12 protein-coding genes are annotated in these 14,505 nt (G+C 54.2%); 6 read left to right on the plus strand and 6 right to left on the minus strand.

Going from position 1 to position 14,505, the window contains the following annotated elements:
- Positions 1 to 19: 19 nt before the first annotated feature.
- Both AC1Z24_RS13835 and prpF read right to left on the minus strand, forming a co-directional pair.
- Positions 20 to 751, minus strand: a complete 732-nt coding sequence (locus AC1Z24_RS13835; RefSeq protein WP_483746114.1) for a transporter substrate-binding domain-containing protein — start codon at positions 749 to 751, stop codon at positions 20 to 22.
- Positions 748 to 1,920 carry a 2-methylaconitate cis-trans isomerase PrpF gene (gene prpF / locus AC1Z24_RS13840; RefSeq protein WP_483746115.1) on the minus strand — a complete coding sequence of 391 codons (1,173 nt, stop codon included), beginning with the start codon at positions 1,918 to 1,920 and terminating at the stop codon, positions 748 to 750. Before prpF ends, AC1Z24_RS13835 begins: the two co-directional genes overlap by 4 nt.
- A gap of 162 nt (positions 1,921 to 2,082) precedes the next feature.
- On the opposite strand from prpF, the gene AC1Z24_RS13845 reads away from it, so the two are divergent.
- From AC1Z24_RS13845 to AC1Z24_RS13865, 5 genes are all read left to right on the plus strand, one after another.
- Positions 2,083 to 3,012 (plus strand): GntR family transcriptional regulator, encoded by a 930-nt coding sequence (locus AC1Z24_RS13845; protein ID WP_483746116.1) that lies wholly within the window; start codon positions 2,083 to 2,085, stop codon positions 3,010 to 3,012.
- A gap of 176 nt (positions 3,013 to 3,188) precedes the next feature.
- Positions 3,189 to 4,001: an amidohydrolase family protein gene (locus tag AC1Z24_RS13850; protein ID WP_483746117.1), complete on the plus strand. Its 813-nt coding sequence runs from the start codon at positions 3,189 to 3,191 to the stop codon at positions 3,999 to 4,001.
- 27 nt (positions 4,002 to 4,028) lie between these two features.
- Positions 4,029 to 6,800, plus strand: a complete 2,772-nt coding sequence (gene acnA / locus AC1Z24_RS13855; RefSeq protein ID WP_483746118.1) for an aconitate hydratase AcnA — start codon at positions 4,029 to 4,031, stop codon at positions 6,798 to 6,800.
- A 99-nt stretch (positions 6,801 to 6,899) separates the two neighbouring features.
- Positions 6,900 to 8,210, plus strand: a complete 1,311-nt coding sequence (locus tag AC1Z24_RS13860; protein WP_483746119.1) for an MFS transporter — start codon at positions 6,900 to 6,902, stop codon at positions 8,208 to 8,210.
- Positions 8,211 to 8,293: 83 nt separating this feature from the next.
- Entirely contained in the window at positions 8,294 to 9,637 is a 1,344-nt protein-coding gene (locus AC1Z24_RS13865; protein ID WP_483746120.1) for an OprD family porin, read from the plus strand.
- Positions 9,638 to 10,005: 368 nt separating this feature from the next.
- Here AC1Z24_RS13865 and AC1Z24_RS13870 read toward each other — a convergent pair whose 3' ends face one another.
- Complete coding sequence (locus AC1Z24_RS13870) at positions 10,006 to 10,347, minus strand: hypothetical protein (RefSeq protein WP_483746121.1); 342 nt, start codon at positions 10,345 to 10,347, stop codon at positions 10,006 to 10,008.
- An 87-nt stretch (positions 10,348 to 10,434) separates the two neighbouring features.
- Here AC1Z24_RS13870 and AC1Z24_RS13875 point away from each other — a divergent pair, with 87 nt between their 5' ends.
- Positions 10,435 to 10,623: a DUF2514 family protein gene (locus AC1Z24_RS13875; RefSeq protein WP_483746122.1), complete on the plus strand. Its 189-nt coding sequence runs from the start codon at positions 10,435 to 10,437 to the stop codon at positions 10,621 to 10,623.
- Positions 10,624 to 11,018: 395 nt separating this feature from the next.
- Here AC1Z24_RS13875 and AC1Z24_RS13880 read toward each other — a convergent pair whose 3' ends face one another.
- From AC1Z24_RS13880 to AC1Z24_RS13890, 3 genes are all read right to left on the minus strand, one after another.
- Positions 11,019 to 12,404: a GntP family permease gene (locus tag AC1Z24_RS13880; protein ID WP_483746123.1), complete on the minus strand. Its 1,386-nt coding sequence runs from the start codon at positions 12,402 to 12,404 to the stop codon at positions 11,019 to 11,021.
- 101 nt (positions 12,405 to 12,505) lie between these two features.
- Positions 12,506 to 12,772, minus strand: coding sequence for a hypothetical protein (locus AC1Z24_RS13885; RefSeq protein WP_483746124.1), 267 nt, complete (start codon positions 12,770 to 12,772; stop codon positions 12,506 to 12,508).
- Between the two features lie 66 nt (positions 12,773 to 12,838).
- Positions 12,839 to 13,570, minus strand: coding sequence for a GntR family transcriptional regulator (locus AC1Z24_RS13890; protein ID WP_483746125.1), 732 nt, complete (start codon positions 13,568 to 13,570; stop codon positions 12,839 to 12,841).
- Positions 13,571 to 14,505: the final 935 nt, after the last annotated feature.

The following is a 14,505-nucleotide window of genomic DNA, read 5'->3' on the forward strand; positions in this document are numbered from 1 at the left end:
GATGTTGAGACTTGAAGGTTCAGTTGGCGACGGTTATGCCTGTAATTCCATGACGCATCAGTGCTTCATGAATGAAGCCCGTCGCTATCAGATTTTCGATGAACCCGTTGAGCCAACGTGATGTCTGGTGGCCTCGTGCATGCGGGATCCCCATTGCCTGTCGGATCTGCATGAAAGGCTCGTCTATTAGCCTAAGACCTGGCTTCAGATGCTGATCGGCCTCCAACTGTTGTCGGACGCCCGCTGCGACCTCCAGTTGATCCTGAATGAACGTATCAACGACGGCCGGAGAGGATGCTGCGCGAACGAGGGTTGCGTGCTGTATTTCCCGAGTAAGGAAAAGGTCATATGCGCTGCCTTCACCCACGGCGATACGATTGCCTTCAATATCGATGTCAGCAAGACTGCGAGCAGGTGAGTCCTTGTCCACCATGTAGCAGCCTTCAATGATGAGGTAAGGGGACGTGAATGAGATTTTCGCCCCTCTCAATGGGTCGATCGCAAAAAAGCCCACGTCGACTTGCGCATTTTCTACTGCTTTGACCGCGAACCCCGCTGTATCAACTGTTACAAGATGCAGACCCACACTCAGCGTCTGAGCCAGACGCCGGGCAATATCTACAGAAACGCCACTAGGCCCACCTGCAGATAAAGGGCGGCAAGCGAGGATGGGGTTCCCGTAGTTGATCACCACCCGTAGCTCGCCAGTTGGTGCGAAAGATCGACGCAAGTTCTCTGTGACCGCTGTCATGCTCTTACAGTATCCGACGGAACGAGGACACTGCCCTCCATCAGGCGACGTGCCGAGCGACTCATAACTGCTTTTGAAACAACCCATGTACCGTCGACCTGGCAAGCCTCTGCGCCTACTGCCAGGCTCCCTGATGGATGTCCGAAGCGAATCTGGCCTCCCATGGAGCCGGGCGCTAGCTGATTGATCACTGTCCCAGGGATGACGGCAGCCACGGCGATTGCAACCGCGCCAGTACCGGTCATTGCATGGTGAAGTTTACCCATCGAGAAAATGCGGGCATTGATGTCCAGAGTCGTTGGGTCAACAACCTTCCCGTTGGCTGCGGTGTAGGCTTGCGGAGTTGCAACGAAAGCCAGTTTCGGAGTGTGAGGACGGAGCTGGGTAGCTTCCTCGGCCGTTTTGGCCAAACCCATTTTGACGGCTGCGTGAGATCGGATCGCCTCCGCTTTGGCCAGCAGGTCCGGCTTGCTGTTCACGTCTTTCTGCAATTCGTTTCCACGCAGCCCCAGTACTTTCGCATGAACGAAAATGGCCGGGTTACCTGCGTTAATCATTGTGAGTTCTACATTGCCTACGCCTGGGACTGACAGTGTGTCGATGGCATTGCCAGTGGGAAACATACCTGCGTTACCTTCCTCGTCACCGTCTCCGCTGGGGTCCAAAAACTCGATTTTAATTTCAGCTGCCGGGAACGTGACCCCATCTAGCTCGAAGTTGCCGTCTTCAACCACATGACCATCACGCATAGGGACATGGGCAATAATCTTCGCATTGATATTGGCCTGCCAAATTCGTACTACTGCAACACCGTCTGCTGGAGCATCAACGAGACCTTGTGCGATCGCAAAAGGGCCAACCGCAGAGGTAAGGTTGCCGCAATTGCCAGACCAGTCGATGACTGGACGATCAATCGCCACCTGACCGAAGCGGTAATCCACATCGCAATCGGGCTGGTTGGACTTGCTTAGCAGAACCACTTTGCTGGTGCTTGAGGTCGCGCCGCCCATACCGTCGATTTGTTGTGCATACGGATCCGGGCTACCGATTACGCGCAGCAATACACGGTCACGAGCAACAGGGTCAGTGGGAAGCCAGTTCGTGCAGAAAAAGACGCCCTTGCTGGTACCTCCACGCATGTAAACGGCTTTGAAGGACTGTTGTGGCATGGAAAATCTCCAGAGTATACCCATGGGCCTTGTTGCGTTTATTCGACAGTAAACGCAAAGATATCGCAAGCGTAAATTATCCTGAAGTTTGCGCTTTATCCCTATTTCGATCTGGCAGGTGTATATTTGAGGCTCTGCTAAGCCTTCGTAAGCTCATAAGACATGACTCAGGATCTGACCAAAAGCCAGCGCAAGGCATTGCGCGAAATCATCAACTACGTGAGACGGGAACGCCTCCCTCAGGGCACCCATTTGCCGGAGTGGACCTTGGCCAAGCTCATCGGCACTTCTCGGTCTCCGGTAAAAGTGGCTTTGGAGTGCCTAGTCGACGCCGGGCTGATGCGTTTTGATAAGAATCGCGGCTATCACTTGCATGGTGACGTCGACAACCTGCCTGACGAGTTGCAAGTGCATGTCCAGGAAGTGGACGATCCTCTTTACCTTCGTTTGGCAGAGGCGCGGTTTGAGCGCGAGGTGCCAGATTCCGTGACGGAGGCTGATCTGACGCGCCTGCTGGGGGTGTCGAGAAGCGAGATTGGCAAAGTCTTGGCGCGTGCGCAAAGCGAAGGTTGGGTCGAGAAGGAAGTCGGTTACGGCTGGCGTTTCCTGCCGATGATCGATTCTCTTGAGGCATATGAGGACATGTATTCCCTACGACTCGCTATTGAACCAGCAGGGATCCTGAGCAGTAAATTCAGGCCAGACATGGAGCAATTGCGGGCTTTGCGGCACGAGCAGCAGGCCATCCTCGATGGCGATTATCTGACAATGACCGCCATTGAGCGTTTTGAGTCGAACGCCCGTTTTCACGAGACCATCGCAGAATGGTCGGGGAACCGATTCGCTGTTCAGACGATGCGCCGGTTGGACCAGATGCGTCGGCTGGCAGAGTACCGTCAGACCCGTCAGGACCTGCCGCGCCAAGCACTCGCTCAAGAGCACTTGCAGATTCTGGACGCTATAGAAAAGGGCGACAACCTCGGCGCAGCCAGCTACATGCGACTTCACATTGAGGCAGCCTGGCGGAAAAAAGCTGTGTCAGCGGTTTTTCAACATCATGTCCCCACAGTTGTTACAGAAGCCTCTTCCTAGAGCGCTTTAATGATTTCACGGCCGCCTTGGGGTGGCCTTTTTTTTGCCCATACGAAAGGTTAATGCGTTTTTGAATTGACAAAAGCAATATTGCGCTCTTAGTCTAAGTGCGTTTTCGGCATAAAATAAACAATTACATTGGCGGGCCATATGACCGCCGGATCACAGGTAAGCCGATGAGTACTCGCAAGCAAACAATTATCGATACGCACGCCCACGTCTTTCACCGTGACCTGCCGTTCATCGAACCTAGACGTTTCACACCCTCTTACGATGCCGCCTATGAGGCCTTCATCGATCAGCTAGATACCAATGAGGTCGAAAAGGCTGTGCTGATAGCCGTCAGTATTCTTGGCAATGACAACCGGTATCTGATTGAAAGCCTGCGCCGCGCCCAAGGGCGGCTCCGTGGAGTGGTGGCGATCAACCCGCAAACGGACCTCGCTTTGCTGCAGGATTACGCAGACGCTGGTGTGGTCGGGATACGGATCAATCTCACCGGTGGACTGCCGATTCCGGATTTTAAAAATTCCGCATGGCAGCGTGTCTTGGATTTCTGTCGTTCCAATGATTGGCATATCGAGATCAACGACCGCTGCGTACGTTTGGCAGAGTCGGTTCTGCCGCTGATCGACAGTGACGTACGTTTGGTAGTCGATCATTTCGGTATGCCCGACAGATCGCAAGGTATTGCAGATCCAGGTTTCGCTCGCTTGCTTAGCTTCGCCGAAAGCGGCCGTGTCTGGGTCAAGATGTCCGGCGCTTATCGCACTAGCCTCGATGTCGCCCTGGAGGCCTCCCCGATGTTATTGGACGCGTTTGGCCCCCAGCGTCTGATGTGGGCCAGCGACTGGCCGTTCACCCAATTCGAATCCTCCCAGCATTATGCAATGCAATTGGCGCAACTGGAGCGCTGGCTGCCGAATACGGCTGACCGCCAACAAGTGCTGTGGGACACCCCAGCCGAATTATTCCAGTTCAGTCGTTAACCTGATTTGTTGTCTGTGAGAACCATCATGACCGATATCCAAAAACTGACCGAAAACAGTCTCCGGTCTTTCGAGACTTCCGACGGCCGTCAACACAAGTATTACTCCCTTCCGACACTACAAGCGCAGGCTTACCCGAAACTGAGCCGTTTGCCGGTGGTGATTCGTATCCTGCTGGAGTCGGTGCTGCGTAACTACGATGGCAACAAGGTGCTACCAGCCCACGTCGAGGACCTTGCTGGCTGGCAACCCAGCGGCAGTCGCGAGCGTGAAATTCCGTTTGTCGTGGGTCGGGTTCTGCTCCAGGACTTTACCGGTATCCCATTGCTGACCGACTTGGCCGCCATGCGTAGCCAAGCAAAAAAAAGGGGGGCAGATCCAAAGGCGATCGAGCCTCTGGTGCCGGTACATCTGGTGGTCGACCATTCGGTACAGACCGAGTTTTCTAATGTTCCGAACGCCCTACGCAAGAACATGGAAGTTGAGTTCAAGCGCAATCGCGAGCGCTACGAATTAATGAAGTGGGGTATGCAGGCGTTTGAAACCTTCAAGGTAATTCCACCGGGCACTGGTATCTGTCACCAGATTAATCTCGAATATCTCGCTCAGGGTGTGATCGAGAAGAACAACCTGGTGTTCCCGGACACGCTGGTTGGCACCGACAGTCACACCACAATGATTAACGGTATTGGCGTACTTGGATGGGGCGTGGGTGGCATCGAAGCCGAGGCAGGCATGCTCGGCCAGCCTATATATATGCTGATGCCGGATGTAGTTGGTGTCGAACTCAAGGGGGCGTTACGTGCAGGGGTTACTGCTACTGACGCAGTGCTGCAAGTAACTCAGACGCTGCGGGCAGCCAAGGTGGTCGGCAAGCTGGTTGAGTTCTTTGGAGAAGGCGCGCGGTCGCTGAGCGCTACAGACCGTGCCACCATTGCCAACATGGCACCTGAATATGGTGCTACCAGCGGTTTCTTCCCGATCGACGAAAAGACACTGGATTACTACACCCAGACGGGACGCAGTGCTGAACAAGTCGAACTGATCGGCACCTACTTCAAGGCTCAAGAACTGTTCGGCTCTCCGCCCGCGGGGAGCGTTGATTACTCGACGGTCATCACTATTGATCTTGACCAGATCGTCCCGTGCGTTTCCGGCCCTAAACGTCCGCAGGACCGCGTCGACCTAACGGCCCTGGGTGAGCGCTTCGATGAGGTCATGCAGCAAGACTCGAAAAGCGGCGGTTATTCAAAGTCAGCGTCACAGATTGAAGAGCTGTATCCAGTCTCGGCCAAACCTGCCGGTGCATCTGGTCCTGCACAGGATTACGAGGTCGGCCATGGTCACGTACTCGTAGCCGCGATCACCTCTTGTACTAACACCTCCAACCCTGAGTTGCTGATCGCGGCCGGGTTGCTGGCTAAGAAAGCGGTAGAGAAAGGTTTGGTCGCCAAGCCATGGGTTAAGACCTTGTTCACTCCTGGGTCCCGAGTAGTGGCGGCTTACCTGCAGGACGCTAATCTGATCGAACCGCTCAGCCAACTGGGCTTTGATATCGCGGCCTACGGCTGTGGTGCGTGCGTGGGTAACATCGGGCCGCTGGATCCTGCATTGGAAAAAGTGGTAGTCGAGCAGGACCTGGTGTGTAGCGCCGTGTTGTCGGGCAACCGTAACTTCGAAGCTCGCATCCATGGCAACTTGCGCGCCAACTTTCTCGCCAGTCCGCCACTGGTGGTCGCCTTTGCCCTTGCAGGGACTACCCGTTGCGATTTGACCACTCACGTACTGGGTCATGATACGGACGGCAAGCCTGTGCTGCTGACAGACATCTGGCCGAGTAACGAAGAGATCAAATCTTTGAGCGGAGAAGCCGCCAATGCTCAATTGTATAAGCAGCTCTATGCCGACCTGACACGTGACCATGATCTGTGGAATGCAATCAAGACCACAGAAGGGGAAGTGTACGACTGGCCAGAGTCGACTTACGCTGCTGAGCCAGACTTTTTCGATACGGAGCAAGCGAACAGGCCCATTACAGGTGCGCGGGCCCTGGCGATCCTGGGTGACTCAATTACCACCGACCATATCAGCCCGGCTGGCTCGATCACTGCCAGCTCCAGTGCAGGTCAGTGGCTATCGGAACGTGGCGTCGAGCAGAAAGACTTCAATACCTATGGTGCTCGCCGTGGCCATTTCGAGGTCATGGTTCGTGGCACGTTTGCAAACGTGCGGCTGAAGAACTTGATACTGCCTACCAAGGCTGATGGCTCAGCCGATGAAGGTCCTTACACCTTGTTGCAACCGTCAGGTGAACGTGCGTCGTTGTTCGACGCCTCGCGTCAGTATTTGGCGAGTGAAACCCCGGTTCTGATCTTTGCAGGCGAGGAATACGGCACTGGATCGAGCCGTGACTGGGCCGCGAAAGGCACTCGCTTGCTGGGTGTTCGTGCGGTCATTGCCAAGAGCTTTGAGCGGATTCACCGAAGCAATTTGGCCGGGCTGGGGATTCTCCCGCTGCAGTTCAAGACTGGTGAAGACGCGCAGTCCCTAGGACTGGACGGCACCGAGTCGTTTGACATCCTCGGGGTCGAGCAAGGCGTGCAACCTGCGCAAGATGTGACCCTGCGAATTACTAAACATGACGGCCGACAACAGGATGTAACCCTACTCGCCCGGATAGATACCGCCATCGAAGCGACCTACTTCAGCAATGGGGGCATCCTGCCGTTTGTCCTGTCGACTCTGTTGCAACAGAGCCATTCCTTGGACTCATCTGCCGACTTCCCCGTCACAGCTTAATCGCAACGCATAAAGGCCGGGGGTTATCCCCGGACCTCGTCACTTTAATTACAAGAAAGGCAGGGTGTGGTCACTGCCACCCCGATGCAGGAGACGAAAATGAGCATAACCATTCAAGCGGACGCTACTGCGGTGTCCTCGCCCCATGAACAAGCACTGCAGCGAAGCGCCGTCAACAAATGCGCCTGGCAGATGCTGCCAATCCTGATCCTTGCCTTCGTCTTCAACTACATTGATCGCACCAGCGTCGGCTTTGCCGCTCTGACTATGAACTCTGACCTAGGGATGACCGCGACCCAGTTCGGGTGGGGGGCGGGTATTCTCTTTGCCGGTTACTGCTTACTCGAGGTGCCGAGCAACTTGGCACTCTATCGCTACGGTGCTCGCCGCTGGCTCGCTCGCATTATGATCACCTGGGGTATTGCAGCGGCTGCCACTGCATTTGTAGTCGGCCCATACAGCTTCTACACGGCACGTTTCATTCTGGGTGTCGCCGAAGCAGGCTTCTTCCCTGGCGTCGCCTTCTACCTCGCCTGCTGGTTCCCGGCCCAATACCGCACTCGGATGCTCGCATGGTTCATGGTCGGAGTTCCTGTTTCGTCGATCATCAGCGGTCCGTTTTCAGGTGTTCTGTTGGCTATGGAAGGCATCGGAGGGCTGCATGGTTGGCAGTGGATGTTTATTATTCAGGGCCTGCCAGCTTCTCTAATCGGATTGCTTGTGTTGTTCAAGCTTCGCGATAAACCAAGTGAGGCTCATTGGCTGTCCAACGAGGAGCGGGAAGCGTTGGAAAAGATGTTGGCCAGCGAACATCGCGAGCGCGAAACCAAAGATCTACTGGGCGCCCTGAAAGATCCTCGGGTGCTGATCCTGACGGTCATTCAGTTCGGGTTCGTTCTGGGCTCATACGGTATCGGGATCTGGCTGCCCACCATTCTTAAATCCCATGGTCTAAACGTCACTAGCACCGCCATGCTGTCCTCGGTGCCTTACCTCTTTGCAACTGTCGGCATGTTGCTTTGGGCCAGGCGCGTTGACCGTAACGGCAAGAAAACCCTCAACCTGATGCTCTGCTGCTTGCTCGGTGCGTGTGGCATGGCTGCGGCGGCGATGTTGACCCAGATGATCCCGGCGCTGATTGGCATTTCGATTGCCGTACTCGGTGCGACCACTGCGCGAGCCATTTTCTGGAGCATTCCCACTCGCTTCCTGAGTGGTGCCGCAGCAGCGGGCGGGTTGGCATTTATCAACTCTGTTGGCACATTCGGCGGCTTTGTCGGCCCTTTCGTTGTTGGTTGGCTTAAAGATTCTACCGGATCGTTCTCGATGGGCATCTTCTTCATGGCAGGCATGTTGCTGCTGTCCGCGATCATGACGCTGGTCCTGCGCATATTCGTGAAAGCCGAGTAGTAATCCATCTCGAAATACCGCCTGGGGGCCTCTCAAAACCCTTGGGTATTGCACATAAAAATAAGTACATGCAGGCAAAATCCATGAAAAACACACTCAAAGTCTGTTACAGGCTGTCTCTTGCCGTCGCCAGTATTTTTCCCGCGTCTCTGATCCACGCTGCTGAACTGGACAATTCCTTCCTCGGTGAAAGCAAAGCTAATCTGCGCTTGCGAAACTTCTACATCAACACTGATAACCGTGACGGCAGTGGTGTGTCTAAAAACAAGGAGTGGGGGCAGGGATTCATGCTCGACATCCAGTCCGGTTACACCCCGGGCGCAGTGGGGTTTGGTGTCGACGCGCTGGGCATGCTGGGCATCAAACTGGATGATGGTGGGCGGGTCGGAAAAGTCGGTGAAGACCGGCAGCCCGGCACGATGTTCCCGCAAAATAGCGACGGTAGCGCTGTCGATGACTTCAGCTCGCTGGGGCTTACCGCGAAGGTGAAAGTTTCAAAAACAGAGCTTCGCTACGGCACCTTGATTCCTAAAATGCCTGTGCTCATCTCCAATGATGGGCGCTTGCTGCCGCAGACGTTTGAAGGTGGGCAAATCACTTCGGCAGACCTGGAGAGCCTCAAGTTCACAGCAGGGCAAATAGAGCGGGTCAAGGCGCGAATGTCCAGTAGCAGCGATGGGCTGTCGATTGCAGGTGCGAACAACAACCTTACCGGCCGTTTCAGCAATCAGTTTCGTTTCGCCGGCACCGATTACCAGTTCAACAAGAACACGATGTTCCAATACTACTATGGCGAGTTGGAGCATTTCTATCAGCAGCATTTTTTGGGCGCGGTCAATAACCTTGCCATCGGACCAGGCGTACTGAAATCTGACCTGCGATATTTCCACAGCACCAGCGCTGACGAAAACTCTAACGAGCCGGCCTACTTTACCAGCGGCTTCTACGGTCGACGGGTAACCAAAGGCAAGGTAGACAACGATCTTTGGAGTGCGTTGTTTCTCTACAACATCGGCGGACACAGCGTTGGCGGCGGTTACCAGCGGTCCTCTGGCAAAAGCGACTTCCCTTGGATCAATCAAGGTGACGGCTCTTCGACCTACCTGATCACCGAGTCGCAGATCAGCAAGTTCACCCGAGCCGGTGAGGACACTTGGCAAGCACGCTATACCTATGACTTCTCCGCCTTAGGGGTGCCTGAACTAAGTGCCGGACTGGTGTATGAGCGCGGCAGCAGTATCGCCAATGCTGTAGAAGATCAACATGAGTGGGAAAGGGACCTGACGCTGTCGTATCTTGTCCAGTCGGGTCCACTGAAGAACTTCAGTGTTCAATGGAAGAATGCCTCATACCGCACCAGCGTTCCGGGTAGCCGGGATCAAGATGAGAACCGTCTTATCCTGGGGTACAGCATTCCTTTGCTTTAACGGCTTGATAATCTGAACCGAATAATTCCGGCCTCAGCAGTACCGGCAGAGAGAGGCCGGTCTCGAAAGCAGTCCGCGTCCAAACGGTCACGCCTCGCCCGCGACAAAAATTCATTGCAAATGACCAACCACAGCCAAAGCGCTTCAAGCGATATTTCCTCAGACGCTGTTGCCAACCTATTTGAGTATCCATATATGGAGTGCAAAAAGCCTCCTCTGGCGGTACGTGCTCATTTGGCATGCATGAAAAGGTCGATCACCTGGCTTGCCAACTGTTGGAGCGTCAGGAAAGCAAGGCCTGGTTTATCAAACTGGCCACGGCGCCTCGACGGTCGTGGCTACTGAATTAAATCAAAAAAGACGGGTAATCAATTGCAGTTGCGTAGCGCTTGATAATCGAAGTCTTTCATTTTGGCCCAGCCAACTACCTTGCCGGCTGCCGATTCGGGATCCGCAGCGTCATAATCAGGCACTGTTAAAAGCTGTATGAAGCCATTAGATTCCGCGCCGATGCTGAAAGCGCTAAACTGCTCCAATATGGACTTTTTGGATTGGGAACTTGGTTCGCTAAGGATTTCAACCGGCTGCTTGAAGCCGAGGTTGCCATCGCTTTTGGTAATTATTTTTGGGTAAACACATTTTCCTACATTGCTTGCTGCCATCACAGCAGTTGAGGCCAGGGCGATCATCACAAACACTAAGGCTTTCATTTTTCGATCCTTGAATCTGGATATTTAGGAGGCGGGACTGTAAATGTAGGGGCACGGGCTTCAGCTTTATATCGGCAGTATTCTGAGATGCTTAGCGTTTGTTTTTCGATAGCTGTCCGATTATATACAGCGCGCATCAGCCAGCCCACGCTGGTGCTCAACGAACTGTTCCAGCGGGCTGACAAACGAGCGGGGGAGTTGGAAAAGGCTTATGACAGCGCCCGGATAGCCGGGCTGGCCTGCGAACAGGCTTACGACAGCTCGAATCGGCGATAATCTAGCTACTATTGGTCGGCCAAGGATGATGGAACTGAGATGGATCGCCAACTCGCAGGACTATCGATACTGATGACGATCACCTGGGTAGCAGTGGTGATGATCATCCTGTGGTCGATCTACCCTGATTAAGTCTGAGCGCGCACTCAGCCCCAAGGTGCAAGTCTCCAGCTTTGTGCAAGTTGAACTGACCACTACAGGTCGAAACTGCCCTAGAAAACCTGTAGGTTTTCCAGGGAGTAAATGCCGTCTCTACCAGGACCGTCGTCAGAGCCAATGCCCAAGTCTTCCTCGCATTCGGAAAATTTCAGCGTGGAAGCTGCGATGTGCAAGCTAGTAGACGTGGTATCGGATACCTCGCTTGGGTAGGCGCAGTGCTGCGAACGAATTCCGACTCAACTCACTGTAATAGCGGCATTCAGGATCAACACCACAATCAATCCGACCACAGCCACAATTGATTGAACCACCGAGATAGTCTTCGTGGCTTCTCCCATTGTCATGCCAAAGGACTCCTTTACCATCCAGAAGCCTGCATGATTCGCATAATTGAAAAACAGCGAACCGCAGCCGATGGACAATGCGAGTAACGGCAGGTTAAGGCTGGGATCAGCACCCGCAAGCGGCGCCAGCAAGCCAGCGGCCCCGACAATACCCACAGTGGCGGAGCCAGTAGAGACCGAGAGTAACATTGCGATCAACCAACCCAGGATCAATGGAGGGAAGGCGGACTGCTGGGTCAGATGCACAATGGCATCGCCTACCTTAGCGCTGGTTAGTAGCTCCTGAAATGCCCCGCCTCCTGCGATGATCATGATGATGGAGGCAATTGGCTTGAGGCTTTTACCTAGCGAATCGCGCAATTTTTCGGCGTTGCCCCCGCGCGCGAGTACCAGGCTTGCGCCGGCGAAAAGCACGCCCAATAGCATTGATATCAACGGGGTGCCCACGAAACTGGCCATTTGCAGGAACGCATTACCTTTGGGTAGCACCATCTCGGCGACGGCATTGATCAGCATCAGGATCGCCGGTAGCAAGGCTGCCAGTAAGCCGAGCCAAACGCCTGGGCGTGGTTGATCATCGGCTTTTTCAGTCAGGGTGAACTGATCAAGTAATGCCTGATCAGGCTTGGTGCTCATGCGTTGTGAAATGAACGCGCCGTAAAGCGGACCGCCCAGAATCATTGCGGGAATAGCCGCGAGAAAGCCGTAGAGCATGGTGGGCCCCACTGACGTTTTGAGCGCGGCGATGGCCGTCAATGGGCCAGGGTGCGGCGGCACCATACCATGCATAGCGGCGAGAGCCGAAATCACTGGAACACCCACATACACATACGCCGAGCCTTTGAAGCGAGCCTGGCTTTCCAGCTTTCGAGCCACGCTGAATATCAACGGTAGCATGATCACCAAACCCACCTCGAAGAACATGGGTATGCCAATTACAAATGCAACCAGCATCATTGCCCAAGGTATCATGCGATCCGAGGTGCGCTTAAGGATGACCTCGGCTACTTGCTCCGTGACGCCGGCATCAGCCAGGATTTTGCCTAGCATCGCGCCAAGCGCGATTACGATTCCAACTGCCCCCAGTGTCTTTCCGGCACCGGTGATCAAGTGAGCGGCAATACTTTCGGGTTGCATTTGGGTGGCAAATCCCACGCCAACGGAAACTACAAGTAGGGCCAGAAGCGGGTGCATCTTGAGTCGCGACACGATGAGTGCCACGAGCACCAAGACACTGACAAGCGCGGTCATTAGAAGCTGTATATCTAGGGTAGTCATGAAAAGATCTCAGTTGGGCTGGCGCTCAGGCTGCACTCAGCATTTGAAAAACTGGTTCGAGTCGTAACGCTTGCCGAAGCACGCTAAAAACTAAAAAGCGTTCAAATGCTTCTGCGGACAACGCCCGCTTTAAGAAGGGTGGATACGTCGTAGCCTGCTGCTATGCCACTGCTGTCAGGTAGTTTAGGCATGAAACCAACATGGGCGTTGGCATTAACGCCCCCAAGGTTGAGGTCTCGTATTTCCGGCAAGCGAAGGACAGTTGAGAGACGAACATCCGCACCTTCGATGTATTGAGTAATTCTCCACCGAAGCGGCAAAAATTCTTTTCGCTGATGGGGAACAATTTGGCGATACCAACCGAACATGGTTCTTATCCTTATGGTTGAGCGTAATGCGGCAAAAGCCAAGTGTGGCGGGCCAGGTATGAACTCTCAGCGGATGTCTATGCTGTAGCGAAAAAATTCGGCATGTCCATGTGACCGCCGCCATTCTAATGGGGCGCCGGCGTAGTCACGGGCCAGTCGCTCGATCACCACCACCGGGCTGTTTACAGGAATTTGCAATAATTGCGCATGCACCTCGTCTACGGATTGGGCAGTAAGCGACTCTTCGGCATAGGCGACAACTTGCCCACAGACGTTTTCGTAGATTGGGTAAAGCAGCGGCCCCTCTACAGCGAAATTGATGTCCAGAAGCGCCCGAAAGCGTGCAGACGGTAGCCAGATTTCTTCAGCGAGAACCGGCTGAGCATCGAGTAGGCGAACGCGGATGATGCGAATGACGAGCGCGTCGGCGGATAATGCCAAAGCTTGGGCGACTTCTAGAGGTGGTGATAAAGGCTCGATGGAGAAAATATGGCTTTCCGGTACCTTACGCTCACCGCAGGCCGTCTGGAAACGAAAGAATCGAAACAGTGAGGACTGAAACTGGGGCCGACGGACAAACGTGCCGCGCCCTTGTTGACGCTCCAACAAACCTTCGTTGACCAGCGCATCTACCGCTTTGCGCACGGTACCAGTCGACAGTTGGTATTCAGTTGAAAGCGCCGCCTCTGTGGGAATAGCTTCGCCGGGGCGCCACTGATTGTTCGCGATTTGCTGAGCCAGCTGGTCATGAAGGCGCTGATAAAGGGGCAAACGAGTATCGTTGGACAGAGCATTCATTGACCGCTTAGCCTTATTATGTAGTCATATATATGAATCCGGGCGAAGTATTTGCCCGATGATAAGAAATTGTCAAGAGAGTGTTTTGGTGTTTGATCGGACCGCCGAAATGCCACGACCTTGGCCACCTTTGAGCGGGTGTTGGCTTGAATCGATGGGCGTACCCGGCTTGGTGTCGTGGCGGTAACGTATGCTCTAGTGACGGCTGAAGCGACAGGGGGGAGGGTTTTTTTGCTCGGCATTAGTTACATCAGATCTATCGTAGCTGGTGGCAAACGGCAGAAATTGGAAAACGCTATAACCGTCGAGTGGGGCAATCGTAACTGTTCGGTGAAGTCACCTGGTATCGGGCTGTGTGATCGAAAATCTCGACAGCCCGTCGTTTCAGAGCGTCGCAAAACGTTCGCAGTACGATAAACAACCCTCTTTGCATTTGTACGATTCCCGCGCTCCGCCTTTCAGCCTTGATCATCAATGCCCACTAATCGCGGCTGCCCATTTTGCATTTTGCACCGAGAGGCGATCTGGCAAACAATCAGTTTAAGCGTCCAATTGCCCATGGCCGGGTATGGTTTTCGACCACTACAGACGCCCCTGAATTGATACCAATTAGCGACTAGGCGCACGACTGTAACCCGCTTCGGATAAAACGGAATTCGCCGTATCTTTTCGCCCGCATCGTCCCCAGCAGCGGCTTGTTACTCATGATCGCCGCAACCCGTTTTCCCCTGAGTTGCGACCCGGCGAGAGCCAGTTCTTGCGCCCTGGAGTCCACGATTGGGTCTGGTTCTCAGCCCAATTGTTGTAAGTGGGGGCGACGCCGTCATTTATGTAGCGCGTTACCAGAGTTCCAAACTGTAATCGAGCCCCGCTGATCGATGCCTTGGCACGAACCTCTCATGAATGCTGTAATAACGCCTTCGGTTTTGACCTTA

This window comes from Pseudomonas sp. JL23 (assembly GCF_056933585.1).

Bases quoted from the DNA above. Each gene is read 5' to 3' on its own strand.
- AC1Z24_RS13865 (WP_483746120.1), top strand. From the start codon at position 8,294: ATGAAAAACACACTCAAAGTCTGTTACAGGCTGTCTCTTGCCGTCGCC.
- AC1Z24_RS13845 (WP_483746116.1), top strand. From the start codon at position 2,083: ATGACTCAGGATCTGACCAAAAGCCAGCGCAAGGCATTGCGCGAAATC.
- AC1Z24_RS13835 (WP_483746114.1), bottom strand. From the start codon at position 751: ATGACAGCGGTCACAGAGAACTTGCGTCGATCTTTCGCACCAACTGGC.
- AC1Z24_RS13850 (WP_483746117.1), top strand. From the start codon at position 3,189: ATGAGTACTCGCAAGCAAACAATTATCGATACGCACGCCCACGTCTTT.
- AC1Z24_RS13890 (WP_483746125.1), bottom strand. From the start codon at position 13,570: ATGAATGCTCTGTCCAACGATACTCGTTTGCCCCTTTATCAGCGCCTT.
- prpF (WP_483746115.1), bottom strand. From the start codon at position 1,920: ATGCCACAACAGTCCTTCAAAGCCGTTTACATGCGTGGAGGTACCAGC.
- AC1Z24_RS13875 (WP_483746122.1), top strand. From the start codon at position 10,435: ATGCTTAGCGTTTGTTTTTCGATAGCTGTCCGATTATATACAGCGCGC.
- acnA (WP_483746118.1), top strand. From the start codon at position 4,029: ATGACCGATATCCAAAAACTGACCGAAAACAGTCTCCGGTCTTTCGAG.
- AC1Z24_RS13860 (WP_483746119.1), top strand. From the start codon at position 6,900: ATGAGCATAACCATTCAAGCGGACGCTACTGCGGTGTCCTCGCCCCAT.
- AC1Z24_RS13880 (WP_483746123.1), bottom strand. From the start codon at position 12,404: ATGACTACCCTAGATATACAGCTTCTAATGACCGCGCTTGTCAGTGTC.
- AC1Z24_RS13885 (WP_483746124.1), bottom strand. From the start codon at position 12,772: ATGTTCGGTTGGTATCGCCAAATTGTTCCCCATCAGCGAAAAGAATTT.
- AC1Z24_RS13870 (WP_483746121.1), bottom strand. From the start codon at position 10,347: ATGAAAGCCTTAGTGTTTGTGATGATCGCCCTGGCCTCAACTGCTGTG.